The sequence below is a fragment of the Ilyomonas limi genome (assembly GCF_005233845.1).
GTDB classification, from domain to species: domain Bacteria; phylum Bacteroidota; class Bacteroidia; order Chitinophagales; family Chitinophagaceae; genus Ilyomonas; species Ilyomonas limi.
In genome coordinates, this window is the sequence record NZ_SZQL01000001.1 from 532,443 (window position 1) to 555,004 (window position 22,562).

Annotated in this window: 14 protein-coding genes; all 14 read left to right on the forward strand. The window is 42.4% G+C overall.

Annotation, left to right across the window (positions count from 1 at the left end):
- The first annotated feature begins 241 nt into the window (after nt 1-241).
- Entirely contained in the window at nt 242-1,243 is a 1,002-nt protein-coding gene (locus FC093_RS02165; protein ID WP_137260085.1) for an alpha/beta hydrolase family protein, read from the forward strand.
- A 4-nt stretch (nt 1,244-1,247) separates the two neighbouring features.
- The gene (locus tag FC093_RS02170) at nt 1,248-2,138 is read left to right on the forward strand and encodes an acetoacetate decarboxylase family protein (protein ID WP_137260086.1); all 891 of its coding nucleotides are present in this window, start codon (nt 1,248-1,250) and stop codon (nt 2,136-2,138) included.
- Nucleotides 2,139-2,147: 9 nt separating this feature from the next.
- On the forward strand, nt 2,148-2,663 hold the full coding sequence (locus tag FC093_RS02175) for a hypothetical protein (RefSeq protein WP_137260087.1): 516 nt from the start codon (nt 2,148-2,150) through the stop codon (nt 2,661-2,663).
- Nucleotides 2,660-3,046 carry a patatin gene (locus tag FC093_RS02180; protein WP_137260088.1) on the forward strand — a complete coding sequence of 129 codons (387 nt, stop codon included), beginning with the start codon at nt 2,660-2,662 and terminating at the stop codon, nt 3,044-3,046. The genes FC093_RS02175 and FC093_RS02180 overlap by 4 nt, the downstream gene beginning before the upstream one ends.
- Before the next feature lie 214 nt (nt 3,047-3,260).
- Nucleotides 3,261-4,658: a patatin-like phospholipase family protein gene (locus tag FC093_RS02185; protein ID WP_137260089.1), complete on the forward strand. Its 1,398-nt coding sequence runs from the start codon at nt 3,261-3,263 to the stop codon at nt 4,656-4,658.
- A gap of 8 nt (nt 4,659-4,666) precedes the next feature.
- Nucleotides 4,667-6,436: a metallophosphoesterase gene (locus tag FC093_RS02190; protein WP_170970966.1), complete on the forward strand. Its 1,770-nt coding sequence runs from the start codon at nt 4,667-4,669 to the stop codon at nt 6,434-6,436.
- On the forward strand, nt 6,433-8,817 hold the full coding sequence (locus tag FC093_RS02195) for a GMC family oxidoreductase N-terminal domain-containing protein (protein ID WP_137260091.1): 2,385 nt from the start codon (nt 6,433-6,435) through the stop codon (nt 8,815-8,817). The genes FC093_RS02190 and FC093_RS02195 overlap by 4 nt, the downstream gene beginning before the upstream one ends.
- A 770-nt stretch (nt 8,818-9,587) precedes the next feature.
- Nucleotides 9,588-12,734: a SusC/RagA family TonB-linked outer membrane protein gene (locus tag FC093_RS02200; protein WP_240743152.1), complete on the forward strand. Its 3,147-nt coding sequence runs from the start codon at nt 9,588-9,590 to the stop codon at nt 12,732-12,734.
- A gap of 10 nt (nt 12,735-12,744) precedes the next feature.
- Nucleotides 12,745-14,520, forward strand: a complete 1,776-nt coding sequence (locus FC093_RS02205) for a RagB/SusD family nutrient uptake outer membrane protein (protein WP_137260092.1) — start codon at nt 12,745-12,747, stop codon at nt 14,518-14,520.
- Nucleotides 14,521-14,761: 241 nt separating this feature from the next.
- Nucleotides 14,762-15,901 carry an FG-GAP repeat domain-containing protein gene (locus FC093_RS02210; RefSeq protein ID WP_137260093.1) on the forward strand — a complete coding sequence of 380 codons (1,140 nt, stop codon included), beginning with the start codon at nt 14,762-14,764 and terminating at the stop codon, nt 15,899-15,901.
- A gap of 243 nt (nt 15,902-16,144) precedes the next feature.
- Nucleotides 16,145-18,850: a c-type cytochrome gene (locus FC093_RS02215; protein ID WP_206106486.1), complete on the forward strand. Its 2,706-nt coding sequence runs from the start codon at nt 16,145-16,147 to the stop codon at nt 18,848-18,850.
- 128 nt (nt 18,851-18,978) lie between these two features.
- On the forward strand, nt 18,979-20,046 hold the full coding sequence (locus FC093_RS02220; RefSeq protein ID WP_137260094.1) for an aldose 1-epimerase family protein: 1,068 nt from the start codon (nt 18,979-18,981) through the stop codon (nt 20,044-20,046).
- A 22-nt stretch (nt 20,047-20,068) separates the two neighbouring features.
- A complete protein-coding gene (locus FC093_RS02225) occupies nt 20,069-21,283 on the forward strand; it encodes a cupin domain-containing protein (protein WP_137260095.1) in 1,215 nt (404 codons plus the stop codon).
- A 38-nt stretch (nt 21,284-21,321) separates the two neighbouring features.
- Nucleotides 21,322-22,380, forward strand: a complete 1,059-nt coding sequence (locus FC093_RS02230) for a sugar phosphate isomerase/epimerase family protein (RefSeq protein ID WP_137260096.1) — start codon at nt 21,322-21,324, stop codon at nt 22,378-22,380.
- The last annotated feature ends 182 nt before the right edge of the window (nt 22,381-22,562 follow it).

Consider the following 22,562-nt stretch of genomic DNA (forward strand, 5'->3'; position numbering starts at 1 on the left):
ACTGCTAATGGTTATTAAATCTTATAGTATATGCAAATTTCAGCTTGCGGATAATGTTTCCTGATATATCTGCTACTACGATAAATAAGTATGGAAGACAGGAGCTAAGATGGAAGTTCAGCTTACTTAATAACTATCAATTTGTAGCTGTGTGCAGCAAAGATGTATGTAACGCGGCTGCAATGGACTGACTGTAAAAAAGTGTGCTGATTATTACGTTGAAATAATAAAATCAACTTCTATGTTTGAAGAATATCCCTTTAAAGCAAATGATGGTTTTCAATGTAAACTATTAAGGGTTGCCGATGCTGCCAGTGCTACCAAAGGTCCGGTAATGCTGGTACATGGGGCTGGTGTACGGGGTAATATTTTTAATCCACCCAACGAGACAAACCTGGTACAAATGCTGCAGCAGGCAGGCTACGATGTATGGCTCGAAAACTGGCGGGGCAGCATTGTTTGCCCGAAAAATGAATGGGATTTGGATGTGGTTGCCGAAAACGACCATCCTGCGGCTGTAAAGGAAATATGCAGGATAACGGGTGCCCAGTCCATCAAAGCAGTTATCCACTGCCAGGGCTCTACCAGCTTTATGATTTCGGCAGTAAGAGGCTTGGTGCCCGAAGTAGATACAATTGTATCCAATGCCGTTTCGCTGCACCCGGTGGTACCTGATTATTCAAAGTTTAAGCTGAATTATTTTTTGCCCTTAATCAAACCGCTTACCCATTACCTTAACCCACATTGGGGCGATGATGCGCCGGATTTTGTATCAAAATTTTTTAGAACGGTGGTGCAATTAACGCATCGTGAAAACGACACAACCGTAGGCAAAATGGTAAGCTTTACCTATGGCGCCGGCTTTCCTGCATTGTGGGAATTAAATAACCTCACAGCAACCACCAAACAATGGATTCGCAATGAGTTTGGTAATGTGCCCATCAGCTTTTTTGAACACATCCGTAAATGCGTGGACAATGGCGTTCTGGTATCAAAAGATGGTAAAACAAACTATGCAGCAACAGCTCCAAAAACGGCTGCCCGGTTTGTGTTTTTAACTGGTACGCTCAATAAATGTTTTCGTAGCCTGAGCCAGCAAAACACTTATCAATATTTCGATGCATTACGACCGCACTATCATCAATTTTATGAATATCCAACATACAGTCATTTAGATATTTTCCTGGGCAAAAATGCACACAAAGACATTTTTCCTACCATCATCAACGAATTAAATGCATAATGCTATGAGTGTACCCAAACGAATAAAAACATACGCCGGACGTTATGCACTGGTAGATGACGTTCCCTTTACCCTGCCGGTACAAGCTAAAAATACACCTGCTTTTATGGCTGGTTTCTTTTGCAATTACGATAAAGCTAAACAACTACTGCCGGGCAACGAACTGTATCCTTTCAAATTTGCGAATGGCAAGGCGGTGTTTATGGTAACGGTGGTAAACTATGTTAATACCAATATTGGTAAATACATTGAATACAGCATTGCACTGGCCTGCACCAAAGGCAAAAAGCAGGCACCCGCTATGCTGCCTGCACTCCTGATGAAGCGGTACGGCACCGGCCAGTTTATCCTCGACCTGCCGGTGAGCAGCGACATATCGGTGAAAGGCGGTAAGGGAATTTGGGGAATGCCAAAGCATAAAGCGAGTCTGGATTTTAAAGTAACGGATAACACCGTTTCTGCGCAATACGAAAAAGATGGACAATTTGCTTTTCGTATTGAAATTGAAAAGCCTAAAAGAATCATTTTTCCCATCAACATCGGGGCTACCAATTATGGACATTTCCGCAACATGCTCATGCAATCTTATATCTATTTCAAAGCTAAAGCAGGTATTTGCCTGGGCAAAAAGGCTAAAGGAACGCTGTACATCGGCGATCATCCGCGAACGGCGTTTATGCGCAATTTAGACATTGAAAGCAAGCCTTTCTTCACCTTGTTTATGCCTTCGGCAAATGGCATTCTCGACGACCATTTTCAATGCTGGTTTGTAACCTACAAAGACAAGCCCGATAAAGTAACACCCGAAGGTTTTGAAAGCGTCATTAACCTCGGATTAGGCGAAGACTGGCTGCCTGCACCTGCTGTTACCGATTATGAAAAATACAGGATATAAAAACAATGTATGGAGAACGGTATGATTACGCACAAAAACAGATCGCCCCTGAAAAAAATACTGCTTCATATCAGCAGTATTTACACCTTTTTCATTGCCTCGTGGCACATGGGACTCATGATATCAGTATTGTTGCTGTGGTATCCAAGCTGGAGCGGACTAACCATTGATACCGTTAAAACCAACTTTGATATACCTGCACAAACCGCAACAAATTTGTTTGTGATAATGGTGCCCATAGCCATCACAACTGCTTTTATTTTGGTAATAGGAGAGTGGAAAAACATCTTGCGCTGGCCTGCCATTGTTGCGTTTATCGGGCTTACTGGTGCATCTATCGTTGCAAAGTATTTTCTCTTTCCCATCAACGATATTATTTATGCCGGCGTAAAAGATCAGAACGAACTAACGCCATTACTGATCAAATGGATGGCGCTGAATAATTGGCGGGTTTTCTTTAGTGCGCTTACCTGGGTAGCCATGATGACCTACTATACCATGAAATGTGAAATGAAAACTGCATGAAAAAATACCTGAGATTAATAATCATTTTAATTGGCATACTGACTGCTGTTTCGGGGTTGATGCAAATGCTGTTTCCGGCTTTTGTTTTAAAACTCGTGGGTGCCGAAATCACCAACACTACCAAACATTTTTTTGCCATTGTTGGAATGTTCATGTTTTTATTCGGTGGTTTAATACTTCATGCGCTGTATAGCATTCAAGACAACAAAGCAGCTATACTATGGTGTGCTTTACAAAAGTTTGGTGCATCCATCGCCGTAGCTATTGGCATTGCGCATCATTTGTTTGCATGGATGGCAGGACTGGTTGCTTTGTTCGATTTTATTTCGGGCATTATCATTCTGCTTTATTTTAAATCAATATATACTTATGAAGTTCGCTAATTATTGCTTTTGCTAATTGCTGGTATGCTTTATCCGCCTGAATTGAGCGGATAAGTGTTACAGGAATTGTTTTTATTCAACAGACCTATTCATAAAAAAGTATATAGAACAAATGAATGTTAGATGTAAGGCCTCATAGCTATTTGGGTGATAAACGAACGCCACCTGCTTATAACTTAAATGCATGTATGTGATGATAAAATAAATTTCACTTATGGCTAAATTCCTTTCAAAAAACAATGCTGTTCACCGCTCGCTTATTCTTGCGGGTGGTGGTGTGCGCCTTGCCTATCATGCAGGCGTGTTGAGGGTATTGGAGGAGGAAGGATTATCATTCGATCATGTGGATGGCACATCCGGCGGCATATTTGGAACGGCCATGTTGGCGAGTGGTATTACGCCTGTAGAAGCAGGCCTTCGCTGGCGGAAACTAAAGCTGGGTGGGTTCATGAATCTGGTGCCGTTTAAGGATGCGCATTTCCGGCTTTCTAAATTCTTCAATGGTGCAGAAGGAATTAAAAAGGCCATCTTTCCCGGCCTGGGTATTGATATAGAAAAGGTAAATGCCAATACTGACTTTGATGCCACTTTTAATGTTTGTAATTTCTCGAAAAAAAAAGTAGAAAGTTTTACGCATACGCAGGCAACGATTAATCATTTGGTCGCCGGTTTATCGTTGCCGATGTTTATACCCGCTACCAAGATAGGAGATGATTGGTACACCGATGCAGTATGGATAAAAGATGCCAACCTTACGGAAACGGTAAAGCGTGGCACACAGGAAATCTGGCTGATATGGTGCATTGGCAATACGCCTGTTTACCGGCACGGGCGCTTTAATGAATACGTGCACATGATAGAGATTAGCGCCAACGCAGGCATCATGAGAGAATTAGACTGGATGGAACAGGTAAATAATGCGCGCGAAAAAGAAGGCTTGCCTGCTATCAAACTGCACATTGTAAAACCGGAATTTCCTTTACCATTAGATCCTGCTTTTTTTCTGAAAAAAATAGATGCCGATACATTAATCAACATGGGCTATGCCGATACCAAAGCGTATTGCAGGCAGTACAAGGAAATGCCTGTTGTTATCAATCCCGCAACGGCAACGGTAATGAAAAACTGCGATGCCACACTGCATTTCAGGCAGCAGTTTTATGGCAGTATTTTACTGGACGGTGGTAAGCAACAAGTTTGTTTGCACCTGGCTTATTTTATCCGAAAAATGGATAGTGAATATGTATTGCAGCAATTTGCTTCCATTGAATTGGTAGGTAGCGATGAAGTAATTCCGGGATATGAGCATAGGGTTGTAAAAACAAGGAAGGGCGAACTATCGGGCAGGTTTTGCGTTCAACACAACAACAATATTATTCAGGTAAATAGTAGTATCTTGTTTTCCGATTCGCTTGCGCTTTTTGTAGGGCTGGATTGCAAAAAAGCTATTATAACTGTTACTGAGAACGATGGAATGCCAAATACAACTACCTTTTACCAGCCTGCCCTTAACAGGATAAACAATGCGGCGCATTTGTATATAGATGGCAATTTTTCTTTTGTGGAAAAATGGAAATGGAAGCGTGCGTTACTGGATTATATTTTTCAATAAGCATGGATATGGAGAGACAATATAAGCAGTCTAAAATGGTGAATTGGTATCAGCCCCGTATGCTGCTGAGCATTGGGTTGAAGGCGGTGATTTCGGGCACGTTTGGCAACTACGCAGACCGCAGAGAACTGGAAGCAGCGTTGGACAACAACCTGGATAACGAAAAAGAGTGGGAACAATTAGAAACTGAATATGGTAAGAACGAAGAAATCTGGATTGATGTAATCAACGATACAGGTGATGGGTTCAACTCCACTTTTGCTGTTGCCAAAACGGTTGCACAAAAAACACTAACATTTAGCTATACAAATGAGGAAGGCAACTTGCAAAGCGTAACAACACAACGTGGTAAAATTTTGATATTCGGGGGCGATGAAGTGTATCCTTTTCCTACACTTGAAGAATACACCAACCGCTTTAAAATTCCGTTTGCTTCGGCGTGCGACGACGTGGCTGAATTAACCAAAGAAAACGACCGTCCGCACCTCTACGCCATTCCCGGCAACCACGATTGGTACGATGGGTTAGGCAATTTTATTAAACTCTTTTGCCAGCAGCGCTGGATTGGTATTTGGAGCACCAAACAGCACCGCAGTTATTTTGCATTGCCCCTGCCTTGCAACTATTGGATTTGGGCTACGGATATACAGTTAAATTCCGACATTGATAAGCCGCAGTTAAACTATTTTGAAGCGATTGCCAAAACCGAAATGAAAGATAACGACAGGATTATTCTGATAACTGCCGAACCGGCCTGGGTGTATAAGCAAATACATAAAGAGGATCGCTCGTACGATAAGCTGAAATTTTTTGTAGATAATTACATTCACAACAAAAACGGATGCACAGGAAGAACTTTCAAATTGGCGGCTACACTCACAGGCGATCTGCATCAATATGCGCGCTTTTGTAATAAGGAAAAACCGCAGGGACACCAGTATTTTACTGCAGGTGGCGGTGGTGCTTTTTTGCATTTGACGCATAATCTGCCTTCCTGCTTAAAATCCATCCGTGAGGGAGATGATGCCGCCAATGATATTTATCAGCAAAAGGTATTTCCCGAAAAAAAAGATTCGCACCGGCTGCTGCTGGGCAACCTGCTTTTTCCATTCAAAAATGTTACATTCACCTTCTTACTGTTTTGTATTTACCTGTTTATTTTTTGGATAGTACAGGATCATTATCCGGGAGCATTTATTAATGCAATGAAATATCATTATCCGTTTGTACATTTTGTATTTACGGTATTAAGCCATCCTTTTTTATGTATTCTCACGCTAGGGCTGAGTGCCGGTTTTTATGCTTTTTCCGATACGAATGTAACGTCTAAAGCAGCGCCGGTTGCAGGTTTTATACATGCTGTTGCGCAAGCTGTTGTTCTCTTGCTTACATTGTATTATAATAGTTCGTTGTGGTATGTTCTTAATGCAGAAAACTATAGCCTTGTTGCAAAAATAGTCACTGCTCTGTTTGCCTCTTTTGTTGGTAGCATTATAGCCGCGTTTGTTATGGGCGTGTATTTGTATGTAAGCAACCTATTGTTCAACATGCATATCAACGAAGCTTCTTCCTCCCTTGCTTCGCCCGATTATAAAAACTTTCTCCGGTTGCATGTTCACAAAGATGGCGTTACAGTTTATCCCGTTGGCATTAAGAAAGTACCCAGAAAATGGCAGCAGCATTACAACAAAGATAAAGACACGTACTCTTTTACAGGAGCAGTTGTTGAAAGTGCACTCATCGAAGAACCCATTCATATTTTAAATAATCAGCTATGAGAAAACTATCAAAACATATCAGCGAACTACGCCCGTCGTATGATGTAGTGATTATTGGAAGCGGTTATGGCGGTAGCATTGCGGCTGCACGCTTTGCAAGAGCCGGATTGCAGGTGTGCCTGCTGGAAAAAGGCAAAGAAATGCAGCCCGGCGATTTTCCGGATAATATGTCGGAAGCGGCAAAGGAAATGCAGGTAAATGCGGATAGTCGTACAGCAACAGGCAATGGCTTATATGAATTTCACATCAGCGAAGATATTACGGTATTTAAAGGCTGTGGATTGGGCGGCACTTCGCTGGTGAATGCCAATGTAGCTATCAAGCCGGTGGAGCGCGTGTTTGAAGATACACGCTGGCCAACTGCCATCCGCAACGATAGGAAAAGCCTTGAAGAAGGATATGGAAAAGCAGCGCAGGTGCTGGCTCCGCAACCCTATCCGGTAAATGCGCCCGGCTATCCCGAACTGGCGAAAACAAAAGCATTAAAGAAATCGGCGGCTGCCATGAAGGAGCCATTTAGCTATGTGGACATTAATGTGAGTTTTGCTGATGGACCCAACAGCGTAGGCTACGAGCAACACAAATGCAACAACTGCGGTGATTGTGTAACGGGTTGTAATCATGGTGCAAAAAATATGCTTATCATGAATTACCTGCCCGATGCAGTGAACCACGGTGCGGAAATCTTTTGTAATGTGGACGCAAAATATGTAGAGCGCTCCGGCGATGATTGGCTGGTGTATTTCGATTTGTTTCATGCCTGTCGCGATGTATTCAACGCACCGTTGTTGTTTGTGCGCGCCACAAAGCTGGTAATAGTGGCAGGCGGTGCATTGGGCAGTACCGAATTTTTGTTACGTTCCAAAGAAAAGGGACTCTCTGTTTCGCCTATGCTCGGCAAACATTTTACCGGTAACGGCGATGTACTTGGTTTTGGTTACAACTGCTGCGAACCTATTAATGGCATGGGTAAAGGCAGCCACTTTGGCGATGCTAAACTAAAGCCGGTTGGCCCGTGCATTACAGGAGTTATTGATATGCGCGATAAGCCCAACCTTGCCGATGGAATGACCTTTGAAGAAGGCAGCATACCGGGGCCGATCGCTTCGTTCGTAAGCAGAAGTTTGTTGGGATTAACCGTGTTGCGTCATTTAGAGGGTGCATCGTTTTGGGATAAAATGAAAGCCACCATGCGCCGGTGGGTGAGCGAATGGCGGGGACCTTATTACGGAGCTACCAACAATATGCAAACGTATCTGATTATGTCGCACGATGATGGCAACGGAGAGATGAACCTGAAGAAAGGACGGCTGAATATTGAATGGAAAGATGTGGGTCGCCAACCCATTTTTGAAAAAGCAAGTAAGGCAATGGAAGATGCCACAAAAGCGCTAAGTGGCGTGTACGTGAAAGATGTAGTTTGGAACAAAGAATTGAATTATAAGTTGATAACAGTGCATCCATTAGGTGGTTGCTGTATGGGCGATAGTGCAAGCACCGGTGTAACCAACCATATTGGTAATGTGTTTACCGGAAGCAATGGCACCACGCATCCGGGCTTACATGTATTAGATGGTTCCATCGTGCCTTTGCCACTCGGCACCAATCCGCTCTTTACCATTAGTGCAGTTACCGAGAGGGCTTGTAAAATCATCATTCAGCAAATGGGTTTGCAGGCAACAGAAGATTATCCGCCTATACACTTGGCAGACGTAGGTTATGTTCCTGCCGTACAATTTACCGAAACAATGAAAGGTTTTTTCAGTACAAAAGAAACAGATGATTTTGAAAAAGCGTATGAGGCCGGCAAGCAGGAAGACTCGCCGTTCCAGTTTACACTAACCATTAAAACAGGGGATATTAACGTCTTTAGCAGCAATCCCGGGCATCCGGGCTCAATGGTGGGAACGGTAATTGCGCCTGCACTTTCTGATAAGCCCATGACCATTAGCAATGGTGTATTTAATCTCTTTGTAAAAGATGCAAATAATCCGCTGCACAAAAAAATGAAGTACAGTATGCAGCTAAACACCCATGATGGGAAACATTATTTTTTCGATGGATATAAGCAGGTAGAACATGATAAACATTTTGATATGTGGTCGGATACTTCCACACTGTATATCACTGTTTACAACGGCACCAATACAACAGGAACAAAAGCAGGCGTGGGTATTTTGAAGATTGCACCGGGAGACTTTGCCAAACAAATGACCACTATGAAAGCAGTGGATACTAAAAATAAATGGGAAAGTATCAAAGCGTTGGAGAAATTCTCCATGTTCTTTAGTAAGAATATTATTGATACTTATATCAAACCTGTGTTCGGGAATATAAAGAACAAATTAGTTGATAAAGAGAAGCATGAAAAAGTAATATAGAACTTTAGCCTGCTGAATTATACACAAACAATTGAAAGGCTTTAGTATGAGTGAATGCTTATGCTAAAGCCTTTACTTTTATACATATCTGCGCTTAAGTTGAAATGCTGAATAAATAGGAACTCACTTTTATTGTGCAACATTTACTTACCACATTGTTACCTAAATTATTTTAGATTTTGGCGGGTGGGGGTATCTGCAGATAGCCCTTTAATGGTTGGTGTCACATCATCCGAAATGGCAGCGTTTAAATAAGTTTAATCGGCAATGTACTAATAGCAACTTCTCTTATTCGCTTATACTATTTTCAGTTGAACAGCAGTCGTTTTTCTCTCCTCAAGACTCAACGCTTTCAGCTTATATAACTCAGGCTGATTAACGGGTATTACTGCTAAAATGTACTGCTTATTTATTAGGCAACTCAAACATCATCATAACAGTTCATAACAGTTAAGAAATCCAGTTTTCTAATTTAGTGTTGTCATTAACGTTTTAAATCACGCTTGTCATATTTGAGCCTATTGCTTAACCACGCCATATAATAAAAAACAAATTGCTTGTTATGAAAATGCTTTTAGTTCTCATGCTAAGGCACAGGAAATCTTTTGCCTTATTGCATCCGTCTTTGTCCTTGTTTGATGTGCAATATGAGTATGCTGTTTCACTTGTAAAAGAAAAAAACCTCCACATCTGATTGTATTATAAATATTAAAAAAGAACACCTTTTCACTAATTATCAATACCTAATATTTAAGTTAAACACAAGCCGTATGAAACAATCAACGCTCTTGCGGAGAAGACACTCTAATTATTCCTGTTGGAATACAACATGGCTCTTTCGCAAGCAAACTTTTTTAATGATTATTACCCTATTATTTATCACTTTACAGCTTTCTGCACAGGAAAAAAACATTACCGGCACGGTGCAGGATGAGAAGGGGCAGCCTGTATCCGGCGCCAGTGTTATGGTTAAAGGTACTTCCACAGGAACCACTACCGATGCTACCGGTAAATTCAGCATTCAGGCGCGGGATAATGCCACTTTAACGATTAGCTATGTAGGCTATACCACGCTGGAGGTAGATGTGAATGGCCGCGCTACGGTGGATATCAAACTGGGTGCAGCCAGCCAGGACTTGAATGAAGTAGTAGTAATAGGTTATGGTACGCAGAAAAAAGCCACCCTTACCGGTTCTATTGCTACGGTAAGCGGCAATGAAGTAAGAAAATCTCCTGCTCCAAATGTTTCCAATTCACTCGTTGGCAGACTGCCTGGTTTGGTAGTTGTTTCAAGAACAGGCGAACCAGGGAATGATGGTTCTTTATTAAGAATAAGAGGCGTAAATACTTTAGGGGATAATGCTCCGCTTGTTATTGTTGATGGTATTCAAAATCGTGGACTGGATCGTATTGATCCGGCCAACATCGAATCCATTACGGTCTTGAAAGATGCTTCGGCTGCTATTTATGGCTCTGAAGCAGCAAATGGTGTTATTTTAGTTACTACCAAACGTGGCAAATCAGGAAAGCCTCAGATTCAAATTGATCTCAGGCAAGGATGGAATCAGCCAACGGTTCTTCCAAAGATGGCAGATGCGGCAAGCTATGCGGAGATGATCAATGAAATTAAACTGTATCAGAACCAGCCGGCAAAATATACAGAAGAAGACATTCAGAAATTCAGGGATGGTTCCGATCCCTGGGGACATCCCAATACAGATTGGTTTGACGCTGTAATAAAACCGTGGTCTCCGCAGAATTATGCAAATATTTCATTAAGCGGCGGTACCGACCGTGTTAAATATTATGTTTCGGGCGGCACCACTTATCAGGATGGTATTTTTTATAACAGTGCCAACTATTATAAGCAGGTTAATTTCAGGAGTAATCTTGATGCTGCTATTTCTGATAATATTCACCTGAATGTAGATGTTTCCGGTGGTCAGTATAATGCGCACTACCCGGGCACTGGTATTGGCGGAGATGCTTTAAATACCTGGTGGGCACTTAACAGGCAATATCCTTATTTGCCTGCTTACTGGCCCAATGGCTTACCTGGCCCCGATGTTGAATATGGTCAAAATCCTGTTCTTACTACCACCGATGCTACCGGTTATCTGCAGGATAAAACGCTTGCATTACAAACCAATGTAAAGCTGGATATTACGATACCATGGATAAAAGGTTTGTCAGTTACGGGGTTGGCAAGTTATGACCGGTCGGTACTGAATCATAAACAATTTGAAAAGCCCTGGTATGTTTATACATGGGATGGAGTAACCCGCGATGAAAATGATATACCCGTTTTGGTAAAAGGGCAGAGAGGCGTTAGCGATGCAAGGCTATGGCAGGGCTTTACCGATGGTAACAGTTCCACATTAAGGGCTTTGATCAATTATCAAACGAGTATAAAAGACAAGCATAATATTAAAGTATTATTAGGTACCGAACGGATCTCTGGCAAGTCAATGAATTTCAGTGCCTTTCGCCGGTATTTTACCTCTACCGCTATCGACGAAATGTTTGCAGGTGGCAACTTGTTGAAAGATAATGGAGGATATGCCAGTCAGGATGCCCGCTTAAGTTATTTTGGCCGCGTAAACTATGATTTTGAAGGTAAATATTTAGCTGAATTTGTTTTTAGAGAAGATGGCTCTTACGTTTTCCCTCCGGGTTCTCAATACGGCTTTTTTCCCGGAATTTCCCTCGGCTGGAGAATTTCCGAAGAAAAATTCTGGAAGCAGCATATTGCATTTATCAACGACATGAAGATCAGAGGATCGTGGGGACAAACGGGTAATGACCGGATAGCTCCTTATCAGTTTGCGGCTAACTTCGCCTATAATGGTACTTATACATTTAATCAAAATGTTGTTTTCAATACCAGCGCACAGGTTCGTACCCCCAACCCAAACATCACCTGGGAAGTTGCCAATCAATCCAATATTGGTTTCGATGCGCGGATGTTCTCCGGCAAGCTTAGTGTATCGGCCGACTATTTTTATAACGTTCGTTCTAATATCTTATGGTGGAAAAATGCCTCTGTTCCCGGTTCTGCCGGGTTGAGCCTGCCGCAGCAAAACTTCGCCAAAGTTTCTAACAAGGGCTTTGAGTACCAGGTAGGCTACAATAGTAAGATAGGCAATTTAATTTATACCATCTCTGTAAACGGCTCCTATGCACAGAATAAGATTTTAGACTGGGACGAAACACCTGGCATACCAGACTATCAGAGAACTACCGGCCACCCAATGAATGCGCATTTATATTATCAGGCAATAGGAATATTCAGAGATCAGACTGCGGTGGATAAATACCCGCATTGGGATGGCGCGCAGCCCGGCGATATTATATTTAAAGATGTGAACGAAGATGGTAAGATTGATGGGCTCGATCGCATAAGGGATGATAAGACAGATATACCCACTTTTACAGGGGGGGTGGGTATTAGCCTGGAATACAAAAATTTCGACGCTTCCATATTAATACAAGGCGCTGCCGGTGCAGAAAGAGCTTATACCGAATTTTCTGGTGAGGCAGGCAACTTTAGAATGGAAAATGTAACAGGCCGCTGGACGCCCGATAATATAGATGCTAAAAAACCAAGAGCATGGAACCGTACCTCTCAATACTGGATGGCCGATGGATGGCCCAACAATACTTATTGGGTAAGAAACAGCAATTATATGAGGCTAAAAAATGCTGAAATCGGCTACTCACTTCCGCAAAACCTTATTAAAAGAATAGGCCTCACCGGCTGTAGAGTGTATGCCAGCGGTTTAAATCTGGTAACGCTTACCGGCTTAAAGGATTTTGATCCCGAATCTCCCAATACTGCACCGGGTTCTATCTGGGTTAACAGCCAGGTTTATCCATTAAACAAAACCATTTCTTTTGGTTTAACAGTAACCTTTTAAAATTTTTGAAATGAAGAATTTAGTAAGTGTATATACGATACTTTTATTGGTGCTCCTGTTATCTGCCTGCAGTAAAGACTTCCTGAATAAAAAATCTTTAACGGAGTTCTCAAGCGAGGATGAGTGGGGCGATCCTGCCTTAACCGCTACTTACATCAATGGCATTTATAACGAGCTGCCTGCAGGGCCTGCAATGAATGCCGGGAATGTAGATGAATCAAGAAGCAGGGATGCGGATGGCCTGAATTTTAATAACATGGTGATAACACAGGATGATGGAGAATACGGCGGATGGAGTGGAGCATACAGTGCTATCCGGCATTGCAATGTAGCTCTGGAAAATCTTTCTAAAGCATCATTCGACCCAACGCCGGTTGATGGGGTTTCTTTGAAAGACAGAATGCTGGGGGAAGTTCATTTCCTCCGGGCTTATCTCTATTTCAGGTTAACTAATTATTATGGCGGTGTGCCTATTATTACAAATGTTTATGGCTTGGATGATGATTTTAAAATAGAACAAAGCACTTATGCAGATTGTATAAATTTTATTGTAAGTGATCTTGATTCTGCTGCCAATTTATTACCCCTTATTCAGAGTGGTGACAATGATGGCAGGGCAACCAAAGGTGCTGCGCTTGCTTTAAAATCGAGGGTTTTATTATATGCAGCCAGTGATCTGCATAATCCTGAAAAAAATGGAAGTGTAATAAATGGATTTTCCCGCCCGGAATTATTGGGTTATACAGAGGGCGATGCAAGAGCCCGCTGGCAGGCTGCAAAAGATGCTGCTAAAGCTGTTATAGATTTAGGCATATATGAATTATATAAACCATCACCTGCATCTGCCGAAGAAGCTACCCAGAATTATAGTGATCTTTTTACATCCACCAAAAGTGTAGAAGATATTTTCGTGAAATATAGTTCGGCTTCAACAGGCGGTGGTTATAATGGCTGGAATATCGCTCCTAATGGCTGGTATGGCAATGGTGGCGTTGGCGCTATTAATGAATTAGTAGATGCGTATGAAATGGCAGATGGAAGCAAGTTCAGCAGAAGCAATCCTGCACAGGCAGCACAACCATACAGTAACCGTGATCCACGTTTGGCTGCTACTGTTCTTTTTGAAGGAAATAAATACAGGCAGCGTCCGGCAGATCTAACTATCTACGATCCCGTAGGAGTGGGGCAGTTCGGTTCATGGGAAAAATGGGATAACAGTGCCAATGAAAAGTATGTTGTATATGGACTCGATACACGTAACAGTATTGCCAATTCATGGAATGGTAATGAATGCGGCGCTACAATGCTTAAATTTTTAAATAAATCAGTAGATATTCAAAAGTCTTTTCAGGATTTAACGATCCGCTGGATAAGATATGGAGAGGTGCTGCTGAATTATGCCGAAGCCTGTATTGAACTTGGTGAAGATGCCGAAGCAAGAACGTATATCAATATGATAAGGAAAAGATCTTTTATGCCCGATGTTACCGAATCCGGAACTGCATTAATGGAGCATTACCGCAATGAAAGACGCATTGAAATGGCGTATGAAGATCAACGATTCTTTGATGTTCGCAGGTGGATGATTGGCCCCGAAGCTTATCATGATGTGCACGGGGTGCAAATTGTATATGCGTTAAATCCCGATCATACAACCGCTACTGTTCCCACTGTTACACCCATTGTTATACGTCCCGGAAAATGGGATAACAAGGCTTATTTCTTTCCTATAACAAGGAGTGAAATGAATAAGAATGATAAATTGGTGCAACTGCCGGGATATTAAGTACATTGTCAAACTAAATAGCTGAAGTGTTCGGCGGGTGCGGGCACCCGCCGATAGCCCGCTGATGGATAGGTCTCATCATCCGAAAAGATAGCGGTTAAATTATATTTAATTGACAATGTAGTAAGTTCTGTTGCCTAAAAAAATGTTGATGAAACCCGGCATAATACTGCTTAAAACACACAGAGGAATGAAAATGCGAGGTTCCATCTGACATTGATATAACATAAGAAATTTTCAGATGAATAAATATTTATTATTCTTTTTTAGTTTGTTGGTTTTTAGTAAAGGAATGGCTCAAATAAGCTTTCGGAAGCAGATGATTGCTGCTGAGAGCTTTGAGTCTGTTAATGTGTTTGATGTAAATAATGATGGGAAAACGGATATTGTATCCGGCGCATTTTGGTATGAAGGTCCGAATTTCATAACAAGACATTTTATTGGTAATATTGAAAGGACTGGCCCAACGGGAGAATACTGGGCTGATTTTGCTACAATTCCATTGGATGTAAATGGCGATGGAAAAATGGATTTTGTAAGTGGCGACTGGTTTAGCAAATGCATGTGGTGGTGGGAAAATCCCGGTAATAATGAACAATGGAAAAAACATATTATTGATACTACCGGTAATGTTGAGTGTATAAGAGCCTGGGATGTGGATGGAGATGGAACAGTAGAAATTGTTCCAAATAATCCCGGAAGTTCTTTAAAGTTCTATAAACTGCAAAAAGACAAACAGGATAAATCCACCGGAAAGTTTTTAAAAGTAGAGGTAACTCAAAAACAGGATCACGGAGTAGGATTTGGCGATATTAATGGTGATGGTCGCGGCGATTTTGTAATAAGCGATGGATGGATAGAGGCACCGGCTGATAGAATAAATGGCAAATGGATTTTGCATAAAGAGTTTACCTTAGGAACGGTTAGCGTACCGGTATTGATTGAAGATGTGAATAAGGATAGCAAGATGGATCTTATCGTTGGTCAGGGGCATGATTACGGTCTTGACTGGTATGAACAAAAAACAGATCAGTCTGCAAAAAGAATTTGGGTAAAACATCCTATTGATCCCTTTCATTCGCAATATCATACGATGGAATGGGCAGATATTGATAACGATGGGCAAATGGAATTAATTACAGGAAAACGTTATCGTGCTCATAATGGCGCAGATCCGGGCGGCAATGATTTGTCCGGATTGTACTATTTTAAATGGAATGGCGAATCCTTTACAAAAAATATTATCAGTTATGGCCCGCTGGGCGAAGGAAAGGGAACCGGGCTTTTCTTCGCCATTGCAGATTTGCATCATACCGGGCGTAAGGATATTATTGTAGCAGGTAAGGACGGATTGTATGTTTTTTATAATGAAGGCTTGTAATTTGGCTTTTAAAAGATAGGATAAACGATTGCAATTTTTCCGATAAAAAAGAAATTTGAGTCAGGCGTATAGGTATCATTTGCATCCCACAGAGGCACAAAGCTCACGAAATTTCTTCTTTGTACTCTTAGGCGCTTTGCAAGAAATTTTTACCAGTTATCGTGAGATTTAAAACGCTTTATTCTAAAAAAGAAATATAATATTTAGCTTCAAATTGTTTAACCTTAAAATTAGCATCTGTACATGACTATTTCGAAGATGAGATTAGAAAGAACACTGATAGGATTTTTAATTCTTATTATTTCAGCAACTGCCTGTAGTCCATCTGGCTCAGAATCAGAAAATAAAAATGTTGACCCAAAAGTGGCAAACCTCAAACTACCTGAAGGTTTTCACGCCGATCATCTATATTCTCCCGGCGAGAATGAACAGGGTTCCTGGGTTGCCATGACTTTCGACGATAAAGGCAGAATGATCACCTCCGATCAATATGGAAACCTTTATCGTACTACTATTCCGCCTATCGGCTCCGATACAACGCAAAAAGTAAACGTTGAAAAACTGCAGATAAAAGTTGAAGGCGATACAACGATGCACAAGATGGGCTTTGCCCAGGGGTTATTATACGCTTTCAACAGCCTGTATGTAATGGTGAATGATGAAGGCGATACTGCTCTCTCAAAACCAAGTGGCCTGTATCGTTTGCAGGATACAAACGGAGATGATCAGTTTGATAAAGTGTCTTTATTAAAAAGGTTGTATGGCAACGGTGAGCACGGCCCGCACAGCGTTGTTTTGTCACCCGATAAAAAATCTATTTATGTGATTGCAGGAAATTTTACAAAGATGCCTGAAATGGACGTGTATAAATCTCCTCCTGCAAAAAGGGAAATTGATAACCTGCTGCCTTTGATAAGAGATCCTAATGGTCACGACAATACCGTAAACACGCATGGCGGCTGGATAGCGCATGTGGATTCAACAGGTTCTCATTGGGAATTGATAAGCTCCGGCTTTAGAAATCCTTTCGACCTCACTTTCAACGAAGCAGGAGAAATGTTTGCCTACGATTCGGATATGGAGTGGGATTTTGGTCTTCCCTGGTATCGCCCTACCCGTATTTGCCATGTAACCAGTGGCAGCGAATTTGGCTGGCGCCCCGGCACCGATAAATGGTCGCCTTCTTTTCCCGATAATTTACCACCGGTGTTAAATGTAGGTCAAGGTTCTCCTACCAGTTTCTTTAGTGGTCACAATGCACATTTTCCTGAAAAATACCGCAAATCTTTATTTGCTTTCGACTGGAGTTTTGGAATTATTTACGCTGTTCAGCTTGAGCCGAATGGTGCGTCCTACAATGCAAAAGGGGAAGAGTTTGTTTCCGGTTCTCCTTTGCCTTTAACAGATGGTATGATTGGTCCTGATGGTGCATTGTACTTTCTTACAGGCGGCCGCAGGCTTGAATCAGATTTGTACCGCGTTTATTATGGCGATAACTCAGGCAATACTGAAAAACTCGCTGAGGTAAAACCAAGTGAAGAGCTGAATATCCGCAGAAAACTGGAAGAATATCATGGTCAGCCAAAAGCTGGTGCTATAGATTTTGCCTGGCCCTATTTAAAACACAATGACCGATTTGTTCGGTTTGCTGCAAGAATTGCTGTAGAGAATCAACCGGTTAGCGAATGGCAGGATAAAGCGCTGAACGAAAAAGACCCTGTTATTTTAACGCAGGCTATCATTGCATTGGCTCGCCAGGGCAATCCGGCTGTAAGAGACCAGGCGTTGAAGTCGCTGATGAGTGCTGATTATACAAAACTTTCCGAGCCACAACAAATAGATTTTGTAAGAGCATTTGAATTGGTTATGTCCCGCCTGGGATTGCCGGGAGCAGATGTAAAAGCACAGATAGCTGCTTATCTTAATCCGCAATATCCCGCCAAAACAAACGAATTAAACCGGGAACTGAGCAAGGTGTTGGTTTATGTAGATGCGCCTCAGTCTGTAGAAAAAACAATGGATTTGCTCGCTACTGCCAAAGACGATAAGTCTAACCAAAATACGCTTACCCAATCTTCCGACCTTATTCTTCGTAACCCGCAATACGGGTTGGATATTGCTAATACCCTGTCAAAATTGCCGCCGGCGCAACAAACGTTTTACGCTACTGTGCTAAGCCAGGCTAAAACAGGATGGACACCTGAGCTGCGGGAAAAATATTTTAAGTGGTTTTACGATGCTTTTAAATACAAGGGTGGTCACAGCTTTATTGGGTTTATTAATCTTGCCCGTAAAGATGCCCTCAGCCATGTTCCCAAAGAGCAGTTTGCTTATTATAATACCTTGTCGGGAGATTCTTTGGTTGCCAAAGGTGGCATTTATGTAGTGAATGCCGTTCAGCAACCAAAAGGACCAGGAAGAGACTGGACGGTAGAAGAAGCAACGCTGGTTGCTGATAGTGGTATTACCAATCGCGATTTTGAACATGGAAAAGCGATGTTCACTGCTTCGCTTTGCAGTTCCTGCCATACCATGAAAGGCGAAGGCGGCGTAGCTGGCCCTGATCTTACACAACTGGGCACCCGCTTCTCTTACAAAGACATGCTGGAGGCGATCATAGAGCCAAGCAAAACAATTTCCGATCAATATGGCGCTACGGTTTTTTATCTTAAAGAAGGAGGCTCCGTGTTAGGAAGATTGATCAGCCAGGATGATGAAAAATATATTATTTCTCAAAACCCGTTTGATCCTCAAATAACAAGAGAAGTACTTAAAAAAGATGTGGCCCGTACGCGGCTTTCAGATGTTTCGCCCATGCTTCCCGGACTGATCAATCGCTTAAACCCGGAAGAGTTGAAAGATCTGCTGGCTTACCTGAAATCCGGCGGTAACGCACAGGACACCATCTTTTCAAACAAAAAACAGGTAGCAGAACAAAAAAGCAAATAATAAAAAGAATTATTATAGTTTCCAACCCCCCTCTCCGCCGGAGAGGGGGGTTGAGGTGAGGTTTGAACAAGCAGTGAAGGGTTTCATTTTACATAATCATTAAAAGGTAATAAAAGGAGAAAATAAATTTGAAACCAGGCTGGGCTGATAAAATAACTAATCCTACACAATTGGGCGGAATTGAAACTGCTGTATTGGATAACGGTGCTGGCCGCGGAACCCGTATTGCCTGGATAAATACAGGAACCGGCTTTCGTTACAAAGTGGTTATTGACCGTGCAATGGATATTGCTGATGCTTTTTATAATCAGTATAACCTGGCGTGGTTAAATAATCCCGGTGTTACACCACCTCAGCCCTTTTCGCATAGAGGAACAGACTGGTTAAGAACATTTGGCGGCGGTTTGGTTACAACCTGTGGACTTGATCATGTTGGTGGCCCCGAAACGGATGCTTTTGGCGAACGTGGTTTGCATGGACAAATCAGCAATATTCCGGCAGCAATAGAGTCCATCATACAGCCGGACCCTGTGGCGGGTAAAATGGAAATGCGTATCACCGGCGTTACAAATCAAACACAGATATTTGGCCCAAGCCTCGAATTAAGACGAACCATATCAGGAACACTTGGAAAAGCAGCTATTTATATTCATGATGAAGTGCGCAACCGCGGTAACAAACCTGCGCCGCACATGCTGTTATACCACTGCAATTTCGGTTGGCCGCTGGTAAACGAAGGAACAGATATTATATGGGAGGGCAGTTGCGATCTGCATAAAGCAGCAGATAAAGATAAAATATTCAGGGAAGGTAATAATTTCCGTAAATGCCCTGCGCCGCTGGATGCGCATAATGGAACCGGTGAAGAAGTAGCATTTATTAATATAAAAGCAGATGATGCTGGCCAATGTGTATGCGGGTTGTATAATGAAACATTGCAGATTGCTGTGACCTTGCGGTTTCCTAAAAAACAATTGCCGTGGCTAACCAACTGGCAGCATTGGGGAAAAGGAGAATATGTAACCGGCCTGGAGCCGGGAACACACCCGCCTATAGGACAAGCAAAAGCAAGAGGACAAAATAATTTGATCTATATTGAGCCGGGTGAAAGCAGGAATTACGATCTCGCGATCGAAGTGTTATATCAGCAAGAAAAAATTCAGGATTTTTTACAACATTCAACGAAAGCAAATTAAGAATCACTATTAATTAAAGCCAATGGAAAAACTAAGTTTAGCTGCAAAAGCATTAGACCAGGGAAAAGGCATACTTCGGCTGGCGCCTACCTGGGTGCCAAGATCATTTTGTGTACCGGGCAGACGCATTAAGCTTCACCCCGATGATTACTACGTTTTGGGTGGTCAGCGGGGCGGTATTGACGAACGCTGGCTCTCTTCAACAACACCTGCAAAAAACGGTCCTTTGACCGGTGAAAATGAAGGATTAAGCGCCGTAGTTTTTAAAGATGGAACAAAAGACGGGCAGATCCTGCTAAAAGATGTAATAGATGAACTAAAAGGCGCATTAATTGGTGACAGGTTATGGAATGAGCATCAATCCTGGCCTATGTATTCCAAGTTTTTTGATAATATGGGCCCTTTGCCGCATCATGTGCATCACAACGATGAAAAGGCAGCTTTGATTGGCCAGAGAGGTAAACCGGAAGCTTATTATTTTCCACCACAGTTAAACAATCATGGCGGTGATTTCCCTTATACTTTTATGGGACTTTCACCGGGAACAACAAGAGCGCAAATCCGTGAATGTCTCGTAAATTTTACAAAAGGCGATAATAAAATCACCAATTATTCGCAGGCATTCCGGCTTGAACCGGGTACCGGTTGGGATGTGCCACCAGGACTGCTTCATGCACCGGGCAGTATGTGTACTTACGAGCCGCAAAAAGCTTCCGATGTATTTGCTATGTATCAGTCGCTGGTTAATGAAGCGATCATTCCTGAAGAATTGTTATGGAATGGCACCCCAAAAGAAAGCATCGGCGATTTTGAACAACTGTTGGATGTGATTGACTGGGAACTGAATCTTGATCCTTATATTCATCAAAACCGTTACATGCAGCCAAAGCCTGTATGGTCTTTGGAAGAAATGAAAGCAGCAGGATATATCGAAAACTGGATATGTTACAAATCGGATGCCTTTAGCGCAAAAGAACTGACCGTTTTTCCCGGCGCAACAGTTACTATTAAGGATAGTGCAGCTTATGGCATGATCCTGATGCAGGGGCACGGCAAAATGGGCGTTTGGGATATTGAAACCCCGTCGCTTATTCGCTACGGACAGCTAACCAATGATGAATTTTTTGTGAGCGAACAAGCGGCAATGGAAGGTGTTACCATCGTTAATGCATCTGCAAACGATCCTATTGTTATGCTGAAACACTTTGGCCCCGGAAATCCCGACCTTGTTTTATGATCTTTATCTTTTTTAATTTTCTAATTTAAGCTAACGATATGCAAGAAAACAATTATCCAAAACTGCATAATGCCACCTGGCCCGGCATTGTTGGAAAAGGGCCTGATTCGGAGCCAGTCATTCCATTTGATACCATGCTTGAAATGACTGCCGCAGCGGAAGTAAATGGTATTAAATTCGACGGTATTGACATCGGCCTTCTTGATCCGCATTTTAATATTGATATGACGGATGATGATATTAAAAGGCTGGCCGAAAAAGTTGCTTCCTATAATCTTACAATCGGCAGCCTCGTAGCGCCTATATGGGGCGGACCTGCCATGGGAAGCAAGGAAGAACGGGAAATGTTTGTGAATATGGTTCGCAAAGCCTGTAATATCGGGTATAAACTTCGCGAACTCGGTGTCCGTCCTTACGGTGTTGTCCGGATTGATTCCGCCAGTAAACCTGAAAGCTGGGCTGCCGATCCCGCAAATAATACCAAATTGATTGCCGATACTTTTCGCCAGGCCTGTGATGTTGCTGCGGAATACGATGAAAAGCTTGCTGCCGAAGGCGAGATCTGCTGGGGCGGTATGCACAGCTGGAAAACGATGATAGAAACGCTGGAAGCCGTTGGCCGTCCTAATATTGGTTTCCAGGCAGATATGTCGCATACACTATTATATCTGCTCGGTTATAATCGTCCCGAAGACCGTATTTTACCAGTTGATTTTGAATGGGGAGACAGAAAAGCTTTGGATGAAGCATTGAGAACCTTAACCAATGCGCTTCGCCCCTGGACGATTGATTTTCATGTTGCTCAAAATGATGGTACGGTGCATGGTACCGGCTCCCACGATAAAACAGGTCGTCATTGCCTTGCAACCGATCCTAATGGCAAATTGGATATTGTTCACGATGCAGGTTATTGGCTGCGCGATGAAAACGGTGAACTCACCAAAGCATTTAAACACATTTGCTGGGATGGCTGTATGTTCCCTAACGAAGTGATGACGCAGCAGAAAACCTGGAATGATATACTGGCAACCCTGATAAAAGTGCGCCATGCACATGGTTGGTATCAGCCTGAAAAAAAAGAAGAACCAGTATTATAAACTTGTTTTCCGGTGTTATAGGAGCAAGTAATAGTTCGTTGCATTATTCCTGTTGCGACAGGATGCATAAGTGCTCGAAAGCTGCTGAAGTGCAATCTTACGCTACATCATTGCGAGCGGAGTGAAGGGCTCTGTGGATGATAGTACAATCAGGCTGAGCCATCAATATTAATGCACTAATC

Coding starts and splice junctions, on each gene's coding strand:
- FC093_RS02165 (WP_137260085.1), top strand. CDS start 242: ATGTTTGAAGAATATCCCTTTAAAGCAAATGATGGTTTTCAATGTAAA.
- FC093_RS02170 (WP_137260086.1), top strand. CDS start 1,248: ATGAGTGTACCCAAACGAATAAAAACATACGCCGGACGTTATGCACTG.
- FC093_RS02175 (WP_137260087.1), top strand. CDS start 2,148: ATGGAGAACGGTATGATTACGCACAAAAACAGATCGCCCCTGAAAAAA.
- FC093_RS02180 (WP_137260088.1), top strand. CDS start 2,660: ATGAAAAAATACCTGAGATTAATAATCATTTTAATTGGCATACTGACT.
- FC093_RS02185 (WP_137260089.1), top strand. CDS start 3,261: ATGGCTAAATTCCTTTCAAAAAACAATGCTGTTCACCGCTCGCTTATT.
- FC093_RS02190 (WP_170970966.1), top strand. CDS start 4,667: ATGGAGAGACAATATAAGCAGTCTAAAATGGTGAATTGGTATCAGCCC.
- FC093_RS02195 (WP_137260091.1), top strand. CDS start 6,433: ATGAGAAAACTATCAAAACATATCAGCGAACTACGCCCGTCGTATGAT.
- FC093_RS02200 (WP_240743152.1), top strand. CDS start 9,588: ATGAAACAATCAACGCTCTTGCGGAGAAGACACTCTAATTATTCCTGT.
- FC093_RS02205 (WP_137260092.1), top strand. CDS start 12,745: ATGAAGAATTTAGTAAGTGTATATACGATACTTTTATTGGTGCTCCTG.
- FC093_RS02210 (WP_137260093.1), top strand. CDS start 14,762: ATGAATAAATATTTATTATTCTTTTTTAGTTTGTTGGTTTTTAGTAAA.
- FC093_RS02215 (WP_206106486.1), top strand. CDS start 16,145: ATGACTATTTCGAAGATGAGATTAGAAAGAACACTGATAGGATTTTTA.
- FC093_RS02225 (WP_137260095.1), top strand. CDS start 20,069: ATGGAAAAACTAAGTTTAGCTGCAAAAGCATTAGACCAGGGAAAAGGC.
- FC093_RS02230 (WP_137260096.1), top strand. CDS start 21,322: ATGCAAGAAAACAATTATCCAAAACTGCATAATGCCACCTGGCCCGGC.